Genomic DNA, 23357 nt, shown 5'->3' on the forward strand with positions numbered 1-23357 from the left:
AATTTGATCCGAACAATCTCAGGTTTCTCATCCATAAAATTACCTCACCAATTTAGATTTGATGAGGCAATCATACTGCCCGGCAAGGGGCAATCATATCCGGTCTGTTATTGGGTGCTTACAAAAAGTCAAGCGCTTTCATTCGGCAATCGCGGGTCTGCCGCCGCCACACGAAAAGGCCGAGCGCGTCTTGCGACGCACCCGGCCTGTCGTGTCCGGAGCAGAGCGGTGTTACTTGATGTCGGTCCACGTCCAGTCGAGGACTTCTTGGATGTCCTCGCCGTGTTCGCGGATGTAATCGTGGTGGTACTGCAGGGTGTCGTCCATCTTCTGGATGAAGGCACCGGCCTTTTCGGCGTAACCCGGGACATGCGCGATGATGTCCTTAGCCAGGTGGAAGCGGTCGAGCTCATTGAGCACCCGCATGTCGAACGGCGTGGTGATCGCGCCTTCCTCGCGGTAACCGTGAACGAAGACGTTGCGGTTGTGCCGGTCGAAGAAAATGTCGCGAATCAGGTCCTCGAAGCCGTGGAACTGGAAGAAGACCGGCTTGTCGGTGGTGAAGTAGCGATCGAATTCTTCGTCGGTCAGGCCGCGGGGGTCGCGCTCGGGCGAGCGCAACTTCAGTAGGTCGACCACGTTGATGAAGCGGAACTTCAGGTCTGGGAAGTTGGCATGGAGCAGGTCGATGGCGGCCAGGCTCTCCATGTTCGGCTCGGTGCCGGCTGCGGCGATGATGACGTCCGGCTCAACGCCGTCGTCGTTGGACGCCCAGTCGATGCGCTTGAGGCCGTTGTTGGCCAGAACCTGCGCCTCTTCGATGGAGTAGAACTGCGGCCGCGGCTGCTTGGAGGTGATCAGCAAGTTGATCGTGTTTTGGCTCTCGAAGACCTTAGGCGATACGGCCAAAAGCGAGTTGGCGTCGGCCGGCAGGTACTCGCGGATGAACGCGCCCTTTTTCTCGGCCAGGTGGGTCAAAATGCCCGGATCCTGGTGGGTGTAGCCGTTGTGATCCTGCTGGAAGGACGTGGAGGTCGACACCACGTTCAGGGACGGGTAAGGCTTGTGCCAAGGCTGCTCGGCGGCCTCACGCATCCACTTGAAGTGCTGGGTGAGCATGGAGTCCACGACGCGCAGGAACGCCTCGTAGGAGGTGAAAAGCCCGTGGCGCCCGGTCAGCGTGTAGCCTTCGTTGAAGCCTTCCGCCTGGTGCTCGGACAGCTGCGAGTCGATGATGCGGCCGCTCGGGGCCATCTTCTCATCGCAACCCTTCTGGTCGATCGGCTCTAACCACTGGCGATCGGTGGCCTCAAACAGGCCGTACAGGCGGTTGCTCATGGTTTCATCAGGGCCGAAGACGCGGAAGTTGTCCGGGTTCAACTTGATCAGGTCGCGCAGGTAGTCGGACCAGATGATCATGTCCTGTTTGACGTTTTGGCCGCGCTTGGTGTTGTCCAGCGCGTAGTCCTTGAAGTCCGGCAGCACCAGCGGCTTGGTGTTGTAGCCCATGTTGGTGATCGGGTTGGCCGCCATGCGGTGCGTACCTTTGGGCGTCAGTTGCCGTAGTTCAGGCTTCAAAACGCCGTTGTCGTCGAAGAGTTCCTCCGGCTTGTAGGACTTCAACCAGCCTTCCAGGGAGTCGGCGTGAGTCATGTCGTCGCGCTTGACTGGAATCGGAATCTGGTGGGCACGGAAGGAGCCTTCAATCGGCTCGCCGTCCCAGGTCTTCGGGCCGGTCCAGCCCTTTGGGGTGCGGACGATCAGCACCGGCCAGTGCGGCATCGTGGTGTCGCCGGTTTCACGGGCGTGCTTTTGGATCGCCTTGATTTTTTCGATCACGGTGTCCATGGTCTTGGCCATAATCGGGTTGAGCTTGTCTGCGTCGTCGCCTTCGACGAAGTATGGATCCCAGCCCATGCCCTCGAAGTACTTGCGCAGGTCGGCATCGGACTTGCGGGACAGAATGGTTGGGTTGGAAATCTTGAAGCCGTTCATGTGAACGATCGGCAGCACCGCGCCATCGGTGATTGGGTTGATGAAGGTGTTGGAGAACCAGCTGGTCGCCAGCGGCCCGGTTTCGGTTTCGCCGTCACCGGTGACCGCCGCGACGATCACATCCGGGTTATCAAGAATCGCGCCGGTCGCGTGGCTCAGGGCGTAACCCAGCTCGCCGCCTTCGTGAATCGAACCTGGAATCTGCGCGTTGGCGTGGCTCGCCGCGCCACCCGGGAAGGAGAAGCGCTTGAAGAGGATCTTCATGCCCTTTTCGTCTTGGGTGATGTTCGGGTAGGTCTCCGTGTAGGTGCCGTCCAGGTAAGCGTTGGAGATCATGACCTGGCCGCCGTGACCGGGACCTTCAATGTAGAACATGTTCAGGTTGTACTTGTTGATGACCCGGTTGAGGTGCGTGTAGATGTAGTTTTGGCCGGCAATCGTGCCCCAGTGGCCGATCGGGTAGAACTTCACATCGTCGGACTCCAACGGCCGCTTTAATAGCGGGTTGTCGGCGAGGTAAAGCTGACCCACGGACACGTAATTGACCGCACGCCAGTAAGCCGTCATCTTGTCGAAGTAGTCCTTGGAAGAATAATCAACTGCTGTCGTCATGAACGACACCATCCTTTTCTAAGTTGTTGACCCCAGTATACCACGAAAAACGGAAAAATCACTTAGTTTCGCTTAATATTGCTTAAAAAGTGGAAAAGCGCGAAACGCGTTGCTCGGGGGAGCCCGTTTAGAGGGCGGAGCCGGGCGGGGTGAGCCGGCCGCGACAGCCCCTTCTACTATTGTAATCCCCCGCCGCGCCGGCCGCCTTTTTCCGGCTCGGACCGGTTGAATTGAAAAACTATTCACAAACTCGAATGGAAGGTGATATAATGAAAGCGGAATCAAGCGGTCGCACCGCTCGGCCGCCATCGCGCGTCTAAAGGAGTGAGTCTTATGTCAATGAACACCTTTGATTGGATCGTTTTGGGCGTGGCCGCCTTCGCCTTTGCCGCCTTGCTCGCCGTGCATGCCGTCGTCGCCGCGGTCATCACCGCCTTACTCATGATCGGCGTCGTGGTCTTAGACACGCATCCGGACCTGCACTTCCGGCTGTAGCCGCACCAACTAGACACTGACAGACACGCGTTGGCCCCACTCGGTGGCGCCAACGCGTGTTTTGCTGTCGCGCCAACGCCCAATTCGCTCGCCCCGCTCCCTCACCGCTGCTTCGCCCCGCCACCTCACCCCCGGTCGCCTCACCGCGCCGGGGGTTTTTGCGCGTTTTTGGGCACAATCTACATTTTGTAGGTTGTGGGCTTCAATGAATCCCTTTATATTTACATCTTGTAATATTTATTGGGTGAAATCAATTGAGGAGGGACAACCATGGGGGGACACCGCAGGCTTGACCACGCTCAGGTGCTGGCGGAGGCGCAAGCGCTGGTGCGTGAGGACGGTTTTCAGGCGCTGAGCTTTCAGCACCTGGCCAAGCGGCTGGGCATTCGCTCGCAGTCGCTTTACAACTACTACGACAACGTGGAGGCCGTGATCGAGGACCTCGGCACGACCTTCATGGCCGACCTTTACACGCAGCTTTTGGAGGCGGCGACCGGCCTGTCCGGCCGCGCGGCCCTGGCCGCCTACACCGCCACGGCGCATCAGTTCTTCGACCAAAACGGCGCGTTGGTGCAGCTTTTTTACTACGTGCATCGCTACCCGCAAGACAGCCCGTTCGTGGCCGCGACGGCCAAGGTGCTGGACCTCTTGCGGCGGCTGATCACGCACACCAAGCTGCGCCACATGTCCCCGCAGGCCTTCGAGCAGGCGCTGATTGCCAGCGTCCTGGGTTTTTCCGTGCTGGAGATCATGGGCTTCATGCCCCACGGTCAAAACGGGAACTACGCCCAGCTGGTCAGCCTTTACCTCAATGAAGTCATCGCATAAGGAGGCACAACGATATTGATAAAAGATGAATTCGGGTTCATCAAGCGCAACAAGCTGATCTTGCTGTCCGTGATGGTCATCATGATCATCCCGTTCCTGTACAGCATCTTCTTCCTGAAGTCGGTCTGGGATCCGTACGGCGACACCCAGGACCTACCCGTCGCCGTGGTCAACAACGACCGCGCCGTCACTTACAACGGCACTAAGCTGAACGTCGGGGAGCAGACGGTCAAGAAGCTGCGCAAGAACAAGCAGCTGGGCTGGCACTTCGTCAGCGCCAAGCAGGCCGCCAAGGGGCTGAAAGATAACAAGTACTACACCGTCGTCACCATCCCTGCGAACTTCTCGCAAAACGCGGCGACCGTGCTGGACGCCAACCCCAAGAAGATGCGGCTGACCTACCAGACCAACGACTCGCTGAACTACCTCAGCTCGGTGATCTCGGGCATCGGCGTCGACAAGCTCGACAAGGAGATTCGCGCCAACGTCACCAACGCCTACGCCAGCGCCGTTTTCGACCAGATCAAAACGGTTGGCTCAGGCATGCACAAGGCGGCCAAGGGGGCGACGCAGCTCTCCGACGGCCTCGCCACGCTGGATGACGGCGTCTCCCAGTACGTCGTCGGCGTCTCCAAGGTCAACGACGGCGTCCAGACCCTGAGCGTCAAGGTCAAGCCGCTGACAAGCGGCGTCAACCAGCTCGCTGGCGGGGCCAAAACCCTGAACGCGGGGCTTGATCAATACGTCACCGGTGCCGACACCCTGGCGGCCGGGATCAACACCTTGGCCGGCAAGGTCGGGCCACTGGCCGCCGGCACCCAAAAGCTCGCTACCGGCGCCAACCAGCTGGCCGCTGGCACCAAGCAGCTCAACGCCAAGGTCGGGCCACTGGCCGCCGGCACCAAGCGGCTCGCCGATGGCGCCAACCAGCTGGCGGACGGCACCAAAGAACTCAAGTCCAAGGTCGGGCCACTGGCCGCCGGCACCAAGCAGCTCGCAGACGGCGCCAACCAGCTGTCGGACGGCACCAAGGAACTCAAGTCCAAGGTCGGGCCACTGGCCGCCGGCACCCAAAAGCTCGCAGACGGTGCCAACACGCTTAACAGCGGTCTCGGCGAGTACGTCGCCGGCACCGACACCCTCGCCGGCGGCATCAACACGCTGGCCGGCAAGGTCAAGCCGCTGGCAGACGGCACCCAGCAGCTCGCCGATGGCGCCAAGACCCTGAACACCGGCATCGGCGACTACACCGCTGGCGTCTCCCAGGTCGCCAAGGGCGTCTCCGCGATGAAGAGCCAGACGGCAAGCCTTGACGCCGCCAGCCTCAAGAAGCTGGCCGATGGCAGCGCCACGCTCAACAGCAGCACCGGCAAGTACGTCGCCGGCGTCACCACGCTGTCCGACAACCTGACCAAGCTCAACGCGGCGGCGCAGACGCTGCCGAGCAACATGAAGACGCTTCAGGGCAACATCGACAAGATGGCGGCCGGCGTCACCAAGATCAAGGCGGAAGTCACCGCCACTAGCGCCCTGGCCAAGACCAAGGCGACCAAGGTCGTGCTGGATTACGCCACGACCAAGGCGCAGCTGACCGCAGCCGGTGTGGCCAAGGACAGCGCCACCGCCAAGTCGCTGGACAAAATGTACGCGGACTTCATGGATTTTGCCACCACGCAGCAAAAAGCGACCGGCACCGCCGCCGACACGGCCGACACCGCGACCTTGATGGGCGGCCTGACCCAGCTTGAGGAAGGCGCTAAGGCCCTGTCTGCCGCGCTTGACACCCAGCTGGCCTCAACCGGCGACATCACCAAGCTCGCGGCAAGCCTCACCCAGCTGCAAGCCGGCGCGAAGCTTCTGGCCACCAAGGGCACGGCCTTGACCCAAGGCTCCGACACGCTGAACGCAAGCGTTGCGCAGCTGACCGCCGGGCTGCCGGCGCTGCTTGACGGCATCGACCAGCTCGACCAAGGCGTTGGGCTCGTCACCGCCAACAGCCTCAAGCTGAAGCTCGGTGCGGCCACCCTGACCGGCGGCCTCAACACCATGAACGGCCAGATCCCGGCCCTGACAGCCGGCGTCTCCCAGCTCAACGGCGGGGCCCAGCAGCTCGCCGGTGGCCTCAACACCATGAACGGCCAGATCCCGGCCCTGACAGCCGGCGTCTCCCAGCTCAACAACGGCGGCCAACAGCTTGCGGCCAACGGCGGCAAGCTGACCGCAGGCTCCAAGCAGCTGGCAAGCGGCCTCGGCCAGATGCAGGCGCAGCTGCCGCAGCTGACCAGCGGCGTCACCCAGCTGGCTTCGGGCACCAAGCAGCTTGACGACAAGTCCAAGGACCTGACTTCCGGCACCGACAAGCTCGGCGACGGGGCCAAGACCCTGTCGACCAGCCTCGGCGCTGGCGCCAAGCAGGTCAACGGCATTAAGTTGAGCGACAAGACGGCCAAAATGTTCGCGGCCCCGACCAAGCTACACCACGGCTTCTACAGCAAGGTCGACAACTACGGCCACGCCCTGGCGCCTTACGTGCTGTCCCTAGCACTTTACGTCGGCGCGTTGGTCTTCAACTTCGCCTACCCGATCCGCAAGGTTTCTAAGAAGGACGGCACGGCGACGCAGTGGTTCGCCTCCAAGATCGTGCTCGGCGGCCTGGTCGCCACCGGCATGGCGCTGGTCGAGGCCACGCTGATCATCGCGGCCGGCCTGACCGTCGACCACGTCGGCCTCTTCTACCTTTTTGCCGAGCTCTTCGCCCTCGCGTCCATGTACCTGGTCATGTTCCTGTCAATGTGGCTGGACAACCCGGGCCGCTTCGTCGCGATGGTGCTGCTGATGCTGCAGCTGGGCGGTGCCGGCGGGACGTTCCCGCTTGAAATCACCAACCACTTCTACAACGTCATCCACCCGTTCCTGCCGATGAGCTACTCGATCATGGGCTTCCGTCAGGCCATCACCTCGGGCATCGCCTCCGGCACGGTCGCCCAGGCGGTCGTCGTCTTGATCGGCGTTATCCTCGGCTCCCTGGCCCTCCTCTGGCTGGTCATGCAGTACCTGCAGCGCAAGCACCTGATGGGTGTCTCGCAGCTGGACGACAACCAGAAGTTGCAGGAAGTGGAAAAGTAACCCAGAGCGCAGTGCGGCGAATTTAGCGGGTCGGCTAGCCTAGCGCTGGCGTTGAGGCGGGTTATGCCTCGGCGTCAGTGCGTAGCTAGACGCACCCGCGTTGCCGCACGGAGCTCGACAAACCCAGAGCGGAGTGCGGCGGGTTTAGCGGGTCGGCTAGCCTAGCGCTGGCGTTGAGGCGGGTTATGCCTCGGCGTCAGTGCGTAGCTAGACGCACCCGCGTTGCCGCACGGAGCTCGACGAACCAGAGCGCAGCCGAGCGTTTAGCCGGCCGGCTAGCGTAGGGTTGGGCATTGGGCCCGAACTTGGCCCAGTGTCCGACCCGAGCTAGACGCACCGGCGATGCTCGGCGGAGCTCGACGAACCCAGAGCGGAGTGCGGCGAATTTAGGCAATCGTCTAGCGCAAGGCCAGTGCTTGGGGCGTTCCTTGCCCCGAGTGCTGGCCTTAGCTGGACGAGTTGCCGTTGTCGCACGGAACTCGACGAACCCAGAGCCGAGTACGGCGGGGTTAGCGGGAAGTATTTCATTCAACACTCACGCAAATAGGCAGATACAATACGGCTTACGCTGCATTGTATCTGCCTATTTCTGCGTGACCGTAACGTGTCTCCCCCGAATTTTGTCATCCGGCCAGTGGAATGCAAACACTAGCCTACACCGCACGAGTTCTCAGAGGCATCAGTCCAAGCCAGGCTAGCGATTCCGATTAGATCGGCGCTCCTGACGAACAACAAACATAATGAGACAGACAAGTCCAATCACTACCGCGGCGAAAATGACCAAAAACACGATAACAGGTAACATAAAAGCGATAAAACCGCCAAGCGTCTGAATGTTCAACCAAAGATCTCGCATGACAAAGCTCCCTTTCCTCAGGACTTCATAAAGTGGAGCTAAAGTAATCTGCCCTGCTAGCAAGGGATTCTCGCCGCAGGCTACGTCCAATCTAGAAGGTATTTAGTAGAGAATGTGACAGGATATTCATTCCTTCATCAACGGTTACGCTGCTACTATGCTTCGAGGTCATCTTGACGTAACTCACCACGTAGAAGGTCGTTGAATAACCGACAGAAGTTGAAGCACTAGCAACAACTGCTGATACGCCGAGATTAATTGATATCGAAGATTTTAACATGCACACGCCGTTGATGTCATATCCAACCTTTTCAGCACGTTTGTCCTCTGCCTCTTTATATTCTACCCCTTCAGAGAAACAACCCACGTAGTCAGTCACAATATAAAAATTTGCTGAGGTGAGCGTTAAACCTGTCGTACCAACTCGATAATGCGTGTAAAAATCAAAGGCAATAATACCAGGGAGTTTAACATATGCATCGCAACGTCTTGCTCCAAAGGCCTTCGTTACACCATTCTTTTTGGCGAAAAAACCGCTTCGCTCTTCTGGAATCACACGTCCTGTCTCATCAGTAGCATGATCACTTGATGTGACCTGCACCTCAACACCATTCGTAGCAGTTATTGTCTGTGTATCATCTGGTAAAATCTGCGACTGTGTTGTTTCTAAAGCTGAGAACGCCGAACCAATCACTTGTGTTAGAATTAGTCGTGGTGTTGCGTCCGCCAAGGCCTTTAAGGCGTCATCTTGATTCTCCTTAGGAAGTGTAAGAATCCGGTTTTGCGCGGCAACATAATCTTGAACCGACAAAATGTGGTACTCAACAACAGAGGATGATGCAACCGTATCCTCTACCTCCGTCGCAGAGACAGACTGCCGATTAGACAGACTAAAACAAAGTAGCCCCCCAAAAAATAGCGTAAGCAAAAGCTTTTTTCTCATAACGAAACCCTTCTCGACAATGCTTCAGCAAAGCAGCGTAACAGACTGACTGTCGATAGTGTCACTTGTCATTTCTCATCCCGAGACACGACTAGCAGTTCAGCATATGCCACTCGCTTCTGCGACTTGAACATTCCATCACTGCGTTACCTCTGACCAAAGAACTGTCCGGTGACTGACTGCAAAACTGTCACCGCCATCTGTCTCGTTGGAGATGATAATGATACCAGCAACTGAAAAAATCATAATCATCGCACACAAGATTTTCCACCAAGGTCTTCTCATTTTGCGCCTCCTTTCGCTCACATCTTATCCTGTTAAATTCGCCATTCCAATCAGTATCATCTTGTTGTCCCATTATCGGGAAAAGTGAGGCTATCCTAATGAATTCAACGGTCAATCAGCTCGGTGAACTCCTTTTCGCCATGCGTTCACGGCGCGGTCTGACACTCGCGGCAGTTGGCGTCGGCAGTAGTAAAAGCGCGGTATCTCGCTTCGAAAACGGTAGCGGAGTCCCCTCCGTCGTTAACGCAATTCAGATGTTTCATAATGCCCATGGGTCATTGACCGAGGCATTGAGCCTATGTGACGAGCCAAATCGTTCCTCTCGGACTTGGCGGTTGCTTGCAAGTGTCGCCGCCTCAGAGGATGGCAAACAGCTCGATTCCGAAGTTGCCTTTTACGAAGCAAGTTCTGACTATGTTAACAATCTGATTGGTCATCTGTTGCGTGGTTATCAATTCTTCTACGAAAAGCAAAGCGAATTGACGGCCGCTGAGATTGAACCGGTAGCAGACTATCTCCTTAAGAATGAGCGTTGGTTTCGACTTGAGTTCGTCTTATTCAGCAACATCATCTATCTTGTCTCCAACGAACAGCTGACACCATTATTGGCACGAAGTATCCTTGAATTCACTACTTCTGGTCAATCAAAATCACTGGTTACAACTCTCTCAAACGGTTTTTTCAACGCGAGTGTACGAGCTGTTGAAAAACATAATGCTCAGTTAGGAAAATATCTGCTCGATTGCTTACCCCGGCTTGATAATCAAAACAACAGTCTCCTGCTTAAATACCGTACTCGCCTCGTTGATCTCACACTTCGCTACGAGTTCAATCCGTCCACTCGCGCCAAAACACTGGCCAGTATGCAGACCCTGATTGCATTTTTGAACGAAATCGGTGCAGAGTCACTTCTCACATCAGACCTGGCGTGGCTCCAGCAGATGGGTGTTCCAGTCGCCGCCTTGTAACGAAAACGGGACGTTCTTCAGCCCAAGGCCGAGGGACGTCCCGTTCATGTTCATGGGCGACATCGGTGATTTAGTCGTCGAGACCGCCGTCGTGTTCCCGGTGCCACGCCTGAATCTGCGCCAGCCGCTGGGCCACCTTGGCCTCGCTGCCCTGCGTGGTCGGGTGGTAGTAGTGGTGGCCGACCAGGTTGTCCGGCATCGTCTGCATCGTCGTCAGCTTGTCCTTGGTGTCGTGCGCGTATTCGTAACCCTTGCCGTAGCCGACCTCACCCATCAGGTCGGTCACGGCGTTGCGAATCTGCAGCGGCACCGGCTCCGCGAGTGTTTCCGTCGCGTCCTTTTTGGCTGCCGAGTAGGCCGTGTACAGGGCGTTGCTCTTCGGCGCCAGGCTCAGGTACACCACCGCGTGGGTCAGGTGAACGGTGCATTCCGGCATCCCGATGAACTGACAGGCCTGAAAAACGCTGGTGCAGATTTCCAGGGCCCGGGAGTCGGCCATGCCGATGTCCTCGGAGGCGAACCGCACCAGCCGCCGGGCGATGTACAGCGGGTCCTCGCCGGCCTCGAGCATCCGCGCCAGCCAGTAAACCGCCGCGTCGACGTCGGAGTTGCGCATCGACTTGTGCAAGGCCGAGATCAGGTTGTAATGCTCCTCGCCGTTCTTGTCGTAGAGCAGCGCCTTTTTGGACAGCAGCTGGCCGACCGCCTGCTTCGTGACGTGAATCACCTCACCGGGCTTGCCGCCGGCGTCGGTCACCGCCATCTCCAGCGTGTTCAGCGCGATTCGCGCATCCCCGTTGGCAAAGGCAGCGATGCGCTGCAACAAGTCCGGTTCGATGGCAATTTTTTCCAGGCCGTAGCCGCGCGGGTCGCGCAAGGCGCGTTGCAACAGCCCCACCAAGTCGGCGGTGGCCAGCGGCTTCATCACGAACACCCGGGTGCGAGACAGCAGCGCCGCGTTGACCTCGAATGACGGATTCTCGGTGGTCGCGCCGATCAGCGTGATCGAACCGCGTTCGACATAGGGCAAAAAGGCGTCCTGCTGGGCCTTGTTGAAGCGGTGAATTTCGTCGACGAAAACAATGGTTTTTTGCCCCAGCTTGCGGTTGTTCTCGGCCTCTGCCATCACCTTCTTGATCTCCTTGATGCCGCTGGTGACGGCGGAGAAGTTCACAAAGGCCGCCTTGGTCTGCCGCGCGATGATCTGCGCCAGCGTGGTTTTCCCCACGCCCGGCGGCCCCCAGAAAATCATTGAGGGAATCTCGTCTTGCGTGATCAGCTTGGTCAAAACGGCGTCGGGCCCGACCAGCTGGGCCTGCCCGGCAAACTCGGCCAGGCTTTGCGGCCGCATGCGGCTGGCCAGCGGTTGCAGCGCCTGGCCGGCGGATTCAAATAAGTCCATGAAGGTGCCTTCTTTCACAATGCGTGGGAATTGGAACAACGAATCGCGGCGGATAGCGGCACGTGCTGGAAACCAAAGCCCGCTATCATGTAAAACGTAGACGGATTACGGCCAGGTACCGAATGACATACCTGCAGTAATCCGTCTGTCGCGTGATACCGCTGTGTAGCGGCTGGAGGGCCCCGATTGCCTAGGCTAGGCAACCCGACCCGCTAAACCCGCTCGGCGCCACCCTCTCCATAAACGGGCTACGCCAGCCAACGCGAGCTCGAATAGCTACGCCGTGTCGCTTGGACCAAGCCCGGGCCCATGCGACTCGGCTAGGCTATTCGCCTCGCTAAACCCGGCTTGCTCCACCCTCTCCATAAACGGGCTACGCCAGCCAACGCGAGCTCGAATAGCTACGCCGCGTCGCTTGGGCCAAGCCCGGGCCCATGCGACTCAGCTAGGCTATTCGCCTCGCTAAACCCGGCTGGCTCCACCCTCTCCATTATACGTGATATACTTAGTGAAACCATTGAAAAGAGGTCCCGGCAATGCCTGCCTTTGAATCCAAGTTTCCCGGCGGCGAGTTCGCCGCGTTTTCCACTGCCAAGATGTCGTATTTTTTGCCGGTGCGTGAGAACATCGACCGCGCGGCCATCGACACCTTCTTCGGTTCGGACGCCAAGTTCGTCGCGCTGACGCCGCTGCCGTCGGTTGAGCTGCACGTGCCCAACTCCGACGCGCAGATTGCCACCCCCGGCGACCTGATCGCGAAGTTCGCCAACGGCAAGTACAAGGTGATGAACGAGACCTACTACCACAAGAACTTCAACGATCCGATCACCGACCCACAGGACAACGGCATCTTCTAGGAGGCGCGACATGGCCCATTTTGAAAAATACCACCCGCTGCTGTCGGCGCATTACCAGCTCGACTGGCTGACGCTGTTTCGCCTCAAGGACGTCCACGCCCTTCGCGCCGATGCGGTCCAAGCCGCGCTGTCCGGGCGCGAGGTCGATACGAGTATCGAGGCCACCGCGCGGTACGTCAACCGCTCGATGCAGCTGGTGATGGGCGACCAGGCCCTGCTGTACGGCATCGGCGACCGCACCACCGGCGCCTTTCTCGGCAGCATCTGCCTGTGGAACTTCAATGAAGCGAAAACCACGGCGCAGCTGCGCTTCGAGGCGCTGGCGACCACGCCGGCGGCCGTGATGGCCGAGGTGCTGCCGCGGGTGGCGGGGTTCGCGTTCTTCGAGCTCGGCCTGCAATCGCTGTTCGTGGTGGTCCCCCAAGAGGCCGCCGCGGCCCGGGCGCTGTTGGCCGCCAACCACTTCACGGCAGCCGCCGCGGACCGGCTGGTGCTGACCGCGGCCAGCGTGGCCGCAGACCCGGCCTTCCAATTCTAAAATTAAATCGGCGTAAAAATGAGGGGCGGTGCCTCTCATTTTTTTGTGCAATTGTGTACAAACCCCGCCGGCTCACGTAGACTGGATGAGTGTTGGCAGCGCTTCGCTGCCGCGACGGGAGGATTCACATGCACGAGACAACGCCTTACAACAAACTCACCTTGCCCCTGTTCCTGCAGCTGATCCGGCTGCCGGTCAAGCTGGCCTCGGTGATGCCCTTCGCCCTGGGGACGCTATACGCCTGGTACGACCAGCGCGGCTTCAATTGGGTCAACACGCTGATCTACTTTGTGGGTCAGATGAGCATTGCCTGCTTCGTCACCGGCTTCAACAATGTGCAGGACTTCCACAAGTCCCACGACGAGGATTACCGGCAAAACGGCAACATCCTCGGCACCGCTCACCTGAACCCCCAGCGCATCATGGCGCTGATGCTGACGCTTTTGGGCGTGGCCGTCTGCGCCGGGCTGGTGCTGGTGGTTCGCACCGACCTCGTGCTGCTGTTCATCGGGGCGACGGCCATCGCCATCGCGATTTTTTACACCTTCGGGCCAATGCCGATTTCGCGGCTGCCGATCGGCGAGCTGGTCTCCAGCATGACCGAAGGCTTCGGGACCTTCTTCATCGCCTACTTCGTCAACGTACCGCACCGGCCGCTGGGGCTTGACCTCAGCTGGCAGGCGTTTGTTTTGCACGGTGACGTTGCGACCATCGCCAAGCTGCTGTTGGTCGCCGCGCCGATCATCGTGCTGGAGGCCAACATCATGTTTGCCAACAACATCGGCGACATTCAAGAGGACATCACCAACCACCGGGCGACTTTGGCCGTGTACCTCGGCCACGACCGGTCCCTGGCGATTTACCGCTGGGTGCCGGTGGCCGCTGACGTCGCGATTGTGGCGGCCGTAGCGCTTGGGGTGATGCCCTGGCCGACACTTTTGGTGCTGGGCCTTTGGCCGGTGATTCACAAGAACATCCGGCGGTTTTTGGCCGTGCAAGTGCGGCGGCTCACATTCAAAACCGCCGTCAACAACCTGCTGCTGACCGCCGGCGCCGAGGTCTTGGTGCTGGCCGGTTGGACCATCTGGAAACTTTTTTAGGAGGAGATACGAATGAAGAAACTTGGGTTAGGGCTGGGTACCCTGCTGGTTGCAACGCTGCTGGTCGCCTGTGCCCCTAAGGAAAGCAGCCTGAAGGGGTCGGCGAGCAAGACCCCGACCGCCAAAACGGCGAAGACGGTCGACCTGACTTTCGGCACGATGTCGGCGCCGGAGTCGATTCCGCTGTACCTGGCGCAGAAGAAGGGCTACTTCAAAGCCCAGCACCTCAACGTCACGCTGCAGAACTTCAAGTCGCCCAAGGAGCGCGACGCCGCGGTGGCCAGCGGCCAGCTCGACGGCGCCGTGACCGACGTCGTGACCCTGGCCGCCTACCAAAACGGCAAGCTGGGCTGGAAAATCGCCACCGGCCTGAATGGCTCCTTCGGCATCCTGACCAACCAGCCGAGCATCAAGACCGTGGCCGACCTGAAGGGGAAAACGGTCGCGACCATGCCCCACCAGACGCCGACCTTCTACCTTGATCAGGCGCTCGCCCAAGTCGGCCTGAGTGAAAAAGACGTCAAACTCAGCGAGGTCGCCCAGATTCCCGCTCGCATCCAGCTGTGCCTGGACCGCAAAATCGACGCGATGATTGTTCCCGACCCGTTCATGGCGATTGCCAAGGCCAAGGGGGCCCGGGTGATCGCCCAAAGCGACCCGGTCGCCTACCAAACCACGATTCTGGCCGTCGCCCCGGGCCTCGCCAAGAACAAGCCGGTCGCCAGGCGCGTTTTGGCCGCCTACAACCGGGCGGTCCAAACGCTCAACGCCGGCCAGGCCGCCGACTTCCAAGGCATTTTGACCCAAGACATCGGCTACCCCGCCGCCTTGGTGCCTAAGGTTGAGCTGGTTCGCTACACGAAGGCGCATGCCGTCAAGCCGGCGGTGCTCAAGGCCGCCTTCGCCTACGCCAAGTCCGAAGGCGTCACCGCCACGACGCTGGACCCCGCGGCCGTCTCGCTGAGCGGCGTGACCGAATGAAGCTGACCATCACCGACCTCACCGTGAGCCGCGGCGCCGGCCAGGTCCTGAAGTCGCTGAGCTTCACCGTCGCCGACCGCGGCATTTTGGCGGTGCTGGGCCCCAGCGGCACGGGCAAAACCACGCTGATCGACGCCCTCACCCGCCAGGTGCCGGCCAGCGGCACGGTGCTGCTTGACGGGACGCCAATCGACCCGCGGCAACACCACCTAGCCGTGGTGCCGCAGGACTACGGGCTGCTGCCCTGGGCCACGGTCGGCCAAAACGTGACCCTGGCCCGGCGCCTCAACCAGCACCACCGCTTGGATGCGGCCCAAACCGCGGCTGCGAACCAGGTGATGGCGGCGCTTGGCATCGCCGACCTGGCCGCCCGTTACCCCGCCGCGTTGAGCGGTGGCCAGCGCCAGCGCGTGGCGCTGGCCCGGGCGTTCGCCCAGGCCCCGGACCTTTTGATGCTCGACGAGGCCTTTGCCGCCTTGGACCCGGTGGTCAAGGCCAAGGCCTACCGCCTGTTTGCGGCCCAGTGGCAGGCGCGGCCGGTAACCACGCTGTTGATCACCCACGACCTCGAGGAGGCGCTTTTGCTGGGCGATTCGCTGCTGCTCTTGAACCACGGCCGGGGCCAGCACCGGGCCAATCCGCTGGCGGCGGTGCCGCCGGCGGCTCGGCCGCAGCGGCCGGACTACTACCAAGCGGTGGCGGCGCTGCGTCAGGAGGTGGAAGCGACATGGCAGGACTGAAAACCAACCGTAGCGGGACAACGACCGACCCGGCAGTGACGACCGCGACGCGCGGGACGGCGGCCGACCCGGCAAGCGAGGCCGCGAACGCCAGTGTCAGCGCCGGCGCGGCCGCTGATGCGAACACCGATGCCGGTCGCGGTGCGGCCGCCAGTGCAGCCGCCAATGCCGGTCGCGGCGCAGCCGCCGGTCAGGGCGTGACCCCCGGCGCCGAACCCGGCGGCTGGCGCCGGGCCGGTCAGTCCCTCGGGGCGCTGCTCGGGCTGCACGTGCTGTGGCTGATCGCGGCCTGGCTGGTCAACAAGCCGGTGCTGCCAAGCCCCATCACCGTTTACGCCGTCCTGCCGCAGCTGGCGAGCCATCAGATCGGCTGGCACCTGTATTTTTCGCTGTACCGGCTGGGCTGGAGCCTGGGCTGGGCGGCGCTGATCGGGGTGCCGCTGGGCATCGCCATCGTGCGGCTGCCGCGGCTCGGCGCCTGGCTCGATCCGGTTGTGTACATGACCTACCCGCTGCCCAAGATCGCGCTGTTGCCGGTGGTGATGCTACTGGCCGGCCTGGGCGACTCGGCCAAAATCATCATGATCGCGCTGATCACGGTGTTTCAGATCATCATCTCGGTGCGAGACGCGGTGCGGCAAGTGCCGGACAGCCTGTACAAGCAGCTGCGGGTGGCCGGCGCGACGCGGCTTGAGCTGTTTTGGTTTGCGACCTGGCCGGCATCGCTTGCCGGGGTGCTCTCTGCCCTGCGCATCGCGCTGGGCACCGCAATCGCCACGCTGTTTTTCACCGAGGTTTACGGGACGAACTACGGGCTGGGCTACTTCATCATGGACGAGTGGAACCGCCTGGATTACCCGCTGATGTACGCCGGGATCGTGGTGCTGGCGGCGGTGGCCTTCGCGCTGTTCGCTGTCCTCAACGCGGTGGAGCGGCACGTGCTGCGGTGGCAACGCGGCTGATTATCATAACATAAAGCGCATTCATCGCCTTAACAAAAACTAATTCACGAGTTACACTAATCCATGAAGGCAGGACTACTGCCCGAATGGAGGCATTGTCATGAAAAATATTAAGTTCTTGATTTGCGGTGTAATTCTCGCCGCCGGACTGCTGACGCTTCCAACGACCGTCCACGCGGCGGACCAAACGCAGAATTCCAACGTTAACATCGACATCACCGGCAACAAGGACGGGGCCTTGACCCTGGACCAGGTGCCAGACCTCGACTTCACCGGCACGGCCGACAAGCTGAACGAGCGGCTGAACGGCACGGCCACGCAGCCGGTCAAGGTCTCCGACACCCGCGGCACCGGCGCCGGCTGGCAACTGGCGGCGACGCTCGGTGCAGTCACCAAGCCAAGCGGTGTCACGCTTGACCTGCAGTTCAACTCCAACACGGTGACCGGTGACACCAGCGTCTCCGGCGGGACCGCTGCGGTCGGCAGCGCCGTCGGGATGCCGACCGGCACCGCGTCGCAGCTGATTGTGGCCGCCCCTGGCACCGGCATGGGGACCACCCAGCTGGACTTCAACAACCTGACGCTCGGGGTCACCAACCTACCAGCGACGGCCGGGACCTACAGCGCCCCGATTACCTGGACGCTCAGTGACACGCAGACCTCAAGCTCAGCCAATTAGTTTTCGGTAAAAAGGCCCTGGTGGCCTTTTTATTTTTCAACAAAGGAGACGCCCATGAAGCACCTGCTTATGATTGCCACCGTTCTACTCGGCACCGCGCTGCTGGCGCCGGTCCAACCCACCCACGCGCTGGTCAACGACTTCAGCGCCAAGGCGGTGTTGCCGGCCGACAACGCCGCCGGCAAGTCCTACCTGGCGCTGACCCTGACCCCGAGTCGCACCCGCACCCTCACCGTGGCGGTCACCAACACCGCCACCACCGCCCAGCGGCTGCAGGTGGCCGCGGCCAACGCCGTCACCAACCCCACCGGCATGATCACCTACGATCAAGGCGCCGCACAGACGGCGCCCAGCCACCTCAGCTTCACCCAGATGCTCGGCACCGACCGCACCAAAACCGTGCGGGTGGGACCCGGTGCGACCCGCCGCGTCAGCTTCACGCTGACCGTCCCCCGGCGCCGCTTCGCCGGGCTGGTGCTCGGCGCCTTCAACGTCACCTCCCGCACCGCGGCGGCGAAGGCCAAGCACCAGGCGGGGTTCGCCAACCTCGCCAATTACGTCATCGGCGTGTCGCTGCAGGAAGCCGCCAAAATGCCGGCCCCGCGACTTTCACTGAACCGCGTTCGCTACCGCGACAGCGGCTCACCGGCGCTGGCGCTGACCTTCACCAACGCCGAGCCAGTGATCATCGGCAACGTCACGATGCGGCTGCGGCTCACGTCGGTCGGCAAGCGTCCCACCACGGTGCGGCGCCGCCAGCTGGCCTTCGCCCCCAGCAACCGTTTCACCCTGAAGCAGCCGCTGGCCACCGCGGGGCTGGCGGCCGGCCGCTACCGCCTGGTCGCCACCGTCGTTGGCGACAACGGCCGCTGGCGCTTCACCCGCGGCTTCACCGTGTCGGCCAAGGCCGGCCGCCAAGCGACCGTCAAGCGCGTTCGCGCGGCCTGGCGCGGCCACTGGCAGACCTACCTGATGCGCCTGGTCGACCTGCTGGCCGTGCTGATTGTCGCCGGTTACCTGCTGCGCAAGCTGCTGAAGTGGCGGCGCAAGCACTGAATCGGGACGGGAAACGACCCGCAAGTACCTCGACGCTCGGTTGTCCAGATCCGCATCACCGCTAGAATTCGAGTGACCTTAAACCACTCACACTCAAAATTGCCAGCTTCCAAATGACCTGGAAACTGGCGATTTTGCGTCACCACGTCAACATGGCTTCAATCGCCGCCGCAACATCCTGATGATTATCCAACACGCGCAACACCCGAATCTGCGTCTCGTCTATCGCCAGCAGGAACGTGTTTCGCTGAGTGCGGTAGAAGTATCCCGGAACCGCAACGGAAAGTTTCAGCCCCGAGAACGGTCGCGCTAGGCCGGGAAATTGGGCCAATTTGTTCAAGGACTGCACGAGTTCGTCAATCACGCGTCTTCTGACTTGGCGGCCAAATCGCCGATCAAGTGCTTGCTGGAGCGCCAGCAAATCTTGTTCAGCGCCAGCCGCGATTGTTAAGGCCATCATCACTTGGCCTGCAACTCTGCGATGAAATCGGCAAGCGGTCGCGTCGGCTCCTGAAGTGCTTGGGTCATCATTCGGTTCAACTCAGCCCCCAGCGCCTGGCGCATTAAGCGCTGATACTCGGAGAGATCCATCACCACGTACTTACCGTAGCCATTCTTGGTCAACGTGATGGCATGGTCAGGCGTCACGTCGGCCAGCAACTCATTGTAGCGCCGCAACTCCGATACCGGTCGAATATCTTGATCTGCAGCCTGCAAGAAATCACCCCCTTTTCGAGAAAAGATATCATGTCTGCCGCAAATTTGCAACAAATAAGCAGCGTGATGTCACGAAAAAAGGGCCGTCGCCCTTTTTGGTCCTAGTCGTGCTTGCCCCGCACGTACAAAAGCAGGCCGCCGACCACGGCGCCGGCCACGGCAACCACCAGCAACATGGTCTGGGCCAGCGTGATGTTGCCGATCAGGCCGCGCAGCATGTCGGTGTACTTGCTCAGGCTGCCAAGCGCCGAGTTGTTCAGCCAGTCCGTGCTGGTTTGCGCGGTTTTGAGCAGCTGGCCAACCGAGTAGCTGGTGTTGGGCAGCATCGTGTGTGACAACTGGAACTTGATGCCGACGTACAGCAAAATGCCAACGGCGGCCGCCCCGAGATCGGTGGTGATCAACCCGAGCATCGCCTTCGCGCGGCTTTGCGGCCGGAACCACACCAGCACCCCGACGGCGGCGACGACGATGGCGATCAGCATCATCAACGTGCCGAGGGCCCCAATGCCGTTGGTGACGCCGCTGAGGCCGAGCGATTCGGTGTTGACCCCGGCGTCAAAGGCGATGGTGTTCAGCAGGGTGTTGACGCCGGTGACCACGCGGTGCAAGGCGTTGCCGCCGATGAACCACCCGAGCCCGATCAAAACGGTCAAAACCGCCCCGACGCGGGGGTCTTGCGCCACCGCGCAGAGCTTCACCCACCAGGCCGGCGCGGCCGCCGGCTGGGTGGCACTGGCCGAGGCCGGGGTGGCGGTGACCGGAGCGGTCGGCTGGGCCGCGGCCGCTGGCTGCGTTGCGCTGGCTGAGGCGGTCGCGCTGGCCGAGGTTTCGGTTGCCGTGGCCTCGCTGGCCGGGGCCTCGCTGGCCGGGCCGGTGGCGTTTTCTGCCGCGGTTTCTGCCGCGGTGACCGGGGCCTCGGCCGCGTCTGCCGGTTCTGTCGGCGCCGCGGTGGCCGCCGCAGCCGTCGCGTCTGGGGCCGCCTGCGCTGCCGGGCTTGCTGGTGCTACCGGTGCCACCGGTGCAGCCTGGGCCGCGCCGCGCGGGGCGTCACGCCCCGCCGCTTCCGCCGGCGTTTCGGCCACCGGCGCCACTTTGGCGCCGCAGCGGGTGCAGAACTTCGCACCAGGCGTCAGCGGGGCGCCGCAATTCGCACAAAATTTAGGGACTGTCATCCTATTACCTCCCGAGGCGCCGCACAGGGACCGGCGGCGATTTAACCGTATCATGCCGCATTTTTCCCGGCACGTCAATGTTTCGCCCGACCGCCACGCCAAAAAGGCAGGCCGCCGCGCTTGCGGGACCTGCCTTCAACGAAATCTGACACTAAGCCTGCTTGGCCAGCTCCTGCTCCTGCTTGAGCGCCGTCGCGTCGCCGGCCCGGAAGAACGGGTACCAAAGCGCGGTGTCAAGCACCAGCAGCCCGAGCTGGAACACGCCCAGCTTCCAGCTGCCTTCCATTAAGCCGGCGAAGAAAATCGGCAGCGGCATGCCGAGAATCGTCGCGCCGCTTGGGGCCGGCATCACGCCGACCTTGATCAGCAGGTAGCCGATGATCAGGTTCAGCACCGGCACGAAAATGTACGGAATCGCGTAGATGACGTTGAACACCAGCGGCACCCCGTAGGTCAAAGGCTCGTTGATGCCGAACAGCCCGGCCGGCAGCGCGAGCTTGCCGAGGGCCCCGTACTGCTCGCTTTTGGCGCGAAAGGCCATCAGGAAGTTGAAGCCAAGCGTCGCGCCGCCACCCCCGATGGAGGTGCAAAGGATCCACAGCGCCACCGTCACGATGTTGGGCAGCGGCTGGCCGGCATTGAAGGCGGCCAGGTTCTGCAGGTCAAGCGGCAGGAACACGGTCAAAAGAATCGGCATCACGACCAGCATGCCGTGGATCCCGATGAACCAGAACAGCCGGGCGACGAAGGTGACCAACAGCAGCGCCCAAATCGAGTTGCCGACATGGGTCAAAGGCTGCTGAATCAGCGTGTAAACCACGTTGTGAATGGTCTCGAGGCTGGTCAGGGAGAAGACGAAGCGAATCAAAAGCGCGACCAGCAGGATGATGGTGGTCGGCACGATGCTGCCGATCGACTTGGCGACCATCGGCGGCACCTGGTCCGGCAGCCGGAAGGTCCAGTTGTGCTTGATCATGTAGGCGTAGCTGGCGCCAACCGCCAAGCCCAGCAGGATGCCGACGAAGAATCCGGGGGCGCCGAGCCAGTCAAAGGCGATGAACGAGGCCTTTTTCTCCACGTGCAACGGGGTGATCATCAGGAATGCGACCAGGGCCACCAGCGTCGGAATAATGGCATCGAGCTTGTCGCGCGTCACGCGGGTGTAGGTGATGGAAAGGCAGGCGATGATGGCGATAATATTGGTGGTGAACTGGCCCCCGAGTGCGAGGAATGACTTCAGGCCGGCCGCGACCAGCCAATTTTGATACGCGGTGACGGGGAAGTTCGCGATCAGAGACAAAATGGCGCCGACGATGATCAGCGGCAAGACGCCGACCAACCCGTTGGTGATCGTTCGCAGCGTCTTGAGGTTGCTCAACTTTTCGTTGGCCTTCTCGAGCCCCTGGATGAAGCGACTGTTTTCTTTCACTTTGTTGTCCTCCAAGATTGAGTTTGTAACCTGTACGTACAACATCGTAAATCTAACACGGAGGTTCCCAGCTGTCAACGCTTACACCCAAAATAATTTTAGAGTTGCCTGTTCGTACAAGTTGCGGTAACCTTGACGATGGAACGGCGACCTGTCGGCTTTGCGGCCGCCATTTAGCCACAGGTTAACACGATTGCGAGGTCAGTTTATGAAACCAAATATTGTGATGATTATCTCCCACGACTCCGGGCAGCTGTTCGAACCTTACGGCTACGGCGTCGCCACCCCGGCGTTGGACAAGCTCGCTGACGAAGGGGTCTTGTTCGATCAGTACTTCGCCACGGCGCCGCAGTGCAGCCCCAGCCGCAGCAGCATCCTGACCGGCTGCTACCCACACACCAACGGCCTGATGGGGCTGGCTCACCTGGGCTTTGCCATCGCCAGCCGCTTCACGACGCTGCCCAAGGCGCTGCACGACTGTGGCTACACCAGCACCCTGATCGGCCTCAGCCACGAAACCATCGGCACCCCGCCGCCGGTCGCAGACCGCGTGTTCACCTCCGGCACCGCACTGGGCTACGACCAGTACATCCCCACGCCGGGGGACCGCACCCCGGACGTCGTCGCCGCGGCGGCCGATTTTTTGGCCAAGCAGTCGCTGGCCCAGCCCTTTTACCTCAACCTCGGGTTGTTTGAGACCCACCTGCCCTACGACGAGTACGCGGCCAAGGGCGACGACCCCAGCGGCGTTCAGGTGCCGCTCGGGCTGCCGGACGACGCGGTGGTGCGAACGGAGGTGTCGCATTACACCGGCGCCGCGCATGTGCTGGACGAAGGCGTCGGCGCCGTCTACGACTTGCTGCAACAGCACGGGCTGCTTGAGAACACCATCGTGATTTTCACCAACGACCACGGGGCCCCGTTCCCCGGCCACAAGGGGACCTTGCGCCGCACCGGGCTGGCGACGTCCTTGATCGTGCGGCTGCCGCAGCGGCCGGACCTGGCCGGCAAGCGCGAACACGCGCTGTTGAGCAACACCGACCTGTTGCCGACGCTGCTGGAGCTGGTCCAAGCCCCCGCCGTACCCGGCATCGCCGGCCGCAGCTTTGCGGCCAGCTTCGCTAGCGCCGCGGCGGCACCGGACGGCCACGACTATGTGTTTGGCGAACTGACCTGGCACGACGCCTACCACCCGATGCGCAGCATTCGCTCCAAGGACTACAGCTTCGTCAAAAACTTCGCAGACGGGCCGGCGACCTACATGCCCGTCGACATCCACCTGACCGGCCCCGGTGCCGAGATGCGCGACCAATTCTACGTCCCTAACGCCCCCGAGGAGCTGTACGACCTGGCCACCGACCCGCTCGAGCAGCACAACCTAGTCGCCAACCCGGCCTACGCCAAGGTCTACCACGACCTTCGCCACCGGCTGCACCAGTGGCTGCTTGAGACCGACGACCCGATTTTGACCCGCACCGTCGCTGGCACCCCGTCCAAGCGCTGGGCCAACGAGATCGCGGCCGGTCGCGCCTACCAGTCGCGCGAGGCCTACGCCTCGGCGCATCACGTCGCGGTCGCACCCTTCACCACCGACTGGGGCAACGATTAGGAGG

At 61.3% G+C, this 23357-nt stretch carries 20 protein-coding genes; 13 read left to right on the forward strand and 7 right to left on the reverse strand.

Features of this window, described 5'->3' with window-relative positions; all coding sequences use genetic code 11:
* Positions 1 to 231: 231 nt before the first annotated feature.
* Positions 232 to 2607 carry a phosphoketolase family protein gene (locus tag NUH19_RS07325; protein ID WP_262315903.1) on the reverse strand — a complete coding sequence of 792 codons (2376 nt, stop codon included), beginning with the start codon at positions 2605 to 2607 and terminating at the stop codon, positions 232 to 234.
* 333 nt (positions 2608 to 2940) lie between these two features.
* Between NUH19_RS07325 and NUH19_RS07330 the strand changes: the two genes are divergently transcribed.
* The 3 genes from NUH19_RS07330 (at position 2941) to NUH19_RS07340 (ending at position 7056) form a co-directional block, all read left to right on the forward strand.
* A complete protein-coding gene (locus NUH19_RS07330; RefSeq protein ID WP_262315904.1) occupies positions 2941 to 3102 on the forward strand; it encodes a hypothetical protein in 162 nt (53 codons plus the stop codon).
* A 270-nt stretch (positions 3103 to 3372) separates the two neighbouring features.
* Positions 3373 to 3930 (forward strand): TetR/AcrR family transcriptional regulator, encoded by a 558-nt coding sequence (locus tag NUH19_RS07335; RefSeq protein ID WP_262315905.1) that lies wholly within the window; start codon positions 3373 to 3375, stop codon positions 3928 to 3930.
* Positions 3931 to 3945: 15 nt separating this feature from the next.
* Positions 3946 to 7056: a YhgE/Pip domain-containing protein gene (locus tag NUH19_RS07340; protein ID WP_262315906.1), complete on the forward strand. Its 3111-nt coding sequence runs from the start codon at positions 3946 to 3948 to the stop codon at positions 7054 to 7056.
* A 947-nt stretch (positions 7057 to 8003) separates the two neighbouring features.
* Here NUH19_RS07340 and NUH19_RS07345 read toward each other — a convergent pair.
* On the reverse strand, positions 8004 to 8855 hold the full coding sequence (locus NUH19_RS07345; RefSeq protein WP_262315907.1) for a hypothetical protein: 852 nt from the start codon (positions 8853 to 8855) through the stop codon (positions 8004 to 8006).
* A gap of 383 nt (positions 8856 to 9238) precedes the next feature.
* Here NUH19_RS07345 and NUH19_RS07350 point away from each other — a divergent pair, with 383 nt between their 5' ends.
* The gene (locus NUH19_RS07350) at positions 9239 to 10108 is read left to right on the forward strand and encodes an Rgg family transcriptional regulator (protein ID WP_262315908.1); all 870 of its coding nucleotides are present in this window, start codon (positions 9239 to 9241) and stop codon (positions 10106 to 10108) included.
* A 70-nt stretch (positions 10109 to 10178) separates the two neighbouring features.
* Here NUH19_RS07350 and NUH19_RS07355 read toward each other — a convergent pair whose 3' ends face one another.
* Positions 10179 to 11510: a replication-associated recombination protein A gene (locus tag NUH19_RS07355; protein ID WP_262315909.1), complete on the reverse strand. Its 1332-nt coding sequence runs from the start codon at positions 11508 to 11510 to the stop codon at positions 10179 to 10181.
* A 536-nt stretch (positions 11511 to 12046) separates the two neighbouring features.
* Between NUH19_RS07355 and NUH19_RS07360 the strand changes: the two genes are divergently transcribed.
* From NUH19_RS07360 to NUH19_RS07395, 8 genes are all read left to right on the forward strand, one after another.
* The gene (locus tag NUH19_RS07360) at positions 12047 to 12367 is read left to right on the forward strand and encodes a hypothetical protein (RefSeq protein ID WP_262315910.1); all 321 of its coding nucleotides are present in this window, start codon (positions 12047 to 12049) and stop codon (positions 12365 to 12367) included.
* A gap of 10 nt (positions 12368 to 12377) precedes the next feature.
* The gene (locus NUH19_RS07365; RefSeq protein WP_262315911.1) at positions 12378 to 12905 is read left to right on the forward strand and encodes a GNAT family N-acetyltransferase; all 528 of its coding nucleotides are present in this window, start codon (positions 12378 to 12380) and stop codon (positions 12903 to 12905) included.
* Positions 12906 to 13033: 128 nt separating this feature from the next.
* Positions 13034 to 14005, forward strand: a complete 972-nt coding sequence (locus tag NUH19_RS07370) for a UbiA family prenyltransferase (RefSeq protein WP_262315912.1) — start codon at positions 13034 to 13036, stop codon at positions 14003 to 14005.
* A 12-nt stretch (positions 14006 to 14017) separates the two neighbouring features.
* The gene (locus NUH19_RS07375; protein WP_262315913.1) at positions 14018 to 14986 is read left to right on the forward strand and encodes an ABC transporter substrate-binding protein; all 969 of its coding nucleotides are present in this window, start codon (positions 14018 to 14020) and stop codon (positions 14984 to 14986) included.
* Positions 14983 to 15726, forward strand: a complete 744-nt coding sequence (locus NUH19_RS07380; RefSeq protein ID WP_262315914.1) for an ATP-binding cassette domain-containing protein — start codon at positions 14983 to 14985, stop codon at positions 15724 to 15726. The genes NUH19_RS07375 and NUH19_RS07380 overlap by 4 nt, the downstream gene beginning before the upstream one ends.
* Entirely contained in the window at positions 15714 to 16688 is a 975-nt protein-coding gene (locus NUH19_RS07385; RefSeq protein ID WP_262315915.1) for an ABC transporter permease, read from the forward strand. The genes NUH19_RS07380 and NUH19_RS07385 overlap by 13 nt, the downstream gene beginning before the upstream one ends.
* A gap of 100 nt (positions 16689 to 16788) precedes the next feature.
* Positions 16789 to 17367 (forward strand): WxL domain-containing protein, encoded by a 579-nt coding sequence (locus NUH19_RS07390; RefSeq protein WP_262315916.1) that lies wholly within the window; start codon positions 16789 to 16791, stop codon positions 17365 to 17367.
* 54 nt (positions 17368 to 17421) lie between these two features.
* Positions 17422 to 18423, forward strand: a complete 1002-nt coding sequence (locus NUH19_RS07395; protein ID WP_262315917.1) for a DUF916 and DUF3324 domain-containing protein — start codon at positions 17422 to 17424, stop codon at positions 18421 to 18423.
* Positions 18424 to 18562: 139 nt separating this feature from the next.
* Here NUH19_RS07395 and NUH19_RS07400 read toward each other — a convergent pair whose 3' ends face one another.
* The 4 genes from NUH19_RS07400 to NUH19_RS07415 all read right to left on the reverse strand — a co-directional run bounded on the left by NUH19_RS07400 (position 18563) and on the right by NUH19_RS07415 (position 21744).
* Complete coding sequence (locus NUH19_RS07400; RefSeq protein ID WP_262315918.1) at positions 18563 to 18883, reverse strand: type II toxin-antitoxin system RelE/ParE family toxin; 321 nt, start codon at positions 18881 to 18883, stop codon at positions 18563 to 18565.
* Complete coding sequence (locus NUH19_RS07405) at positions 18883 to 19140, reverse strand: type II toxin-antitoxin system prevent-host-death family antitoxin (RefSeq protein WP_262315919.1); 258 nt, start codon at positions 19138 to 19140, stop codon at positions 18883 to 18885. The genes NUH19_RS07400 and NUH19_RS07405 overlap by 1 nt, the downstream gene beginning before the upstream one ends.
* Before the next feature lie 101 nt (positions 19141 to 19241).
* Positions 19242 to 20315 carry a zinc ribbon domain-containing protein gene (locus NUH19_RS07410; protein WP_262315920.1) on the reverse strand — a complete coding sequence of 358 codons (1074 nt, stop codon included), beginning with the start codon at positions 20313 to 20315 and terminating at the stop codon, positions 19242 to 19244.
* 151 nt (positions 20316 to 20466) lie between these two features.
* Positions 20467 to 21744, reverse strand: a complete 1278-nt coding sequence (locus NUH19_RS07415; RefSeq protein WP_262315921.1) for a PTS sugar transporter subunit IIC — start codon at positions 21742 to 21744, stop codon at positions 20467 to 20469.
* 208 nt (positions 21745 to 21952) lie between these two features.
* On the opposite strand from NUH19_RS07415, the gene NUH19_RS07420 reads away from it, so the two are divergent.
* Complete coding sequence (locus NUH19_RS07420) at positions 21953 to 23353, forward strand: sulfatase family protein (protein WP_262315922.1); 1401 nt, start codon at positions 21953 to 21955, stop codon at positions 23351 to 23353.
* Positions 23354 to 23357 lie beyond the last annotated feature (4 nt).

The organism is Lacticaseibacillus parakribbianus (assembly GCF_025490915.1).
Classification (GTDB): Bacteria; Bacillota; Bacilli; order Lactobacillales; family Lactobacillaceae; genus Lacticaseibacillus; species Lacticaseibacillus parakribbianus.

Excerpts from the sequence above, each read along its gene's own strand:
- NUH19_RS07420 (WP_262315922.1), top strand. The coding sequence starts at position 21,953 with ATGAAACCAAATATTGTGATGATTATCTCCCACGACTCCGGGCAGCTG.
- NUH19_RS07395 (WP_262315917.1), top strand. The coding sequence starts at position 17,422 with ATGAAGCACCTGCTTATGATTGCCACCGTTCTACTCGGCACCGCGCTG.
- NUH19_RS07390 (WP_262315916.1), top strand. The coding sequence starts at position 16,789 with ATGAAAAATATTAAGTTCTTGATTTGCGGTGTAATTCTCGCCGCCGGA.
- NUH19_RS07410 (WP_262315920.1), bottom strand. The coding sequence starts at position 20,315 with ATGACAGTCCCTAAATTTTGTGCGAATTGCGGCGCCCCGCTGACGCCT.
- NUH19_RS07330 (WP_262315904.1), top strand. The coding sequence starts at position 2,941 with ATGTCAATGAACACCTTTGATTGGATCGTTTTGGGCGTGGCCGCCTTC.
- NUH19_RS07355 (WP_262315909.1), bottom strand. The coding sequence starts at position 11,510 with ATGGACTTATTTGAATCCGCCGGCCAGGCGCTGCAACCGCTGGCCAGC.
- NUH19_RS07345 (WP_262315907.1), bottom strand. The coding sequence starts at position 8,855 with ATGAGAAAAAAGCTTTTGCTTACGCTATTTTTTGGGGGGCTACTTTGT.
- NUH19_RS07375 (WP_262315913.1), top strand. The coding sequence starts at position 14,018 with ATGAAGAAACTTGGGTTAGGGCTGGGTACCCTGCTGGTTGCAACGCTG.
- NUH19_RS07360 (WP_262315910.1), top strand. The coding sequence starts at position 12,047 with ATGCCTGCCTTTGAATCCAAGTTTCCCGGCGGCGAGTTCGCCGCGTTT.
- NUH19_RS07350 (WP_262315908.1), top strand. The coding sequence starts at position 9,239 with ATGAATTCAACGGTCAATCAGCTCGGTGAACTCCTTTTCGCCATGCGT.
- NUH19_RS07380 (WP_262315914.1), top strand. The coding sequence starts at position 14,983 with ATGAAGCTGACCATCACCGACCTCACCGTGAGCCGCGGCGCCGGCCAG.
- NUH19_RS07370 (WP_262315912.1), top strand. The coding sequence starts at position 13,034 with ATGCACGAGACAACGCCTTACAACAAACTCACCTTGCCCCTGTTCCTG.
- NUH19_RS07365 (WP_262315911.1), top strand. The coding sequence starts at position 12,378 with ATGGCCCATTTTGAAAAATACCACCCGCTGCTGTCGGCGCATTACCAG.
- NUH19_RS07325 (WP_262315903.1), bottom strand. The coding sequence starts at position 2,607 with ATGACGACAGCAGTTGATTATTCTTCCAAGGACTACTTCGACAAGATG.
- NUH19_RS07335 (WP_262315905.1), top strand. The coding sequence starts at position 3,373 with ATGGGGGGACACCGCAGGCTTGACCACGCTCAGGTGCTGGCGGAGGCG.
- NUH19_RS07385 (WP_262315915.1), top strand. The coding sequence starts at position 15,714 with ATGGCAGGACTGAAAACCAACCGTAGCGGGACAACGACCGACCCGGCA.
- NUH19_RS07400 (WP_262315918.1), bottom strand. The coding sequence starts at position 18,883 with ATGATGGCCTTAACAATCGCGGCTGGCGCTGAACAAGATTTGCTGGCG.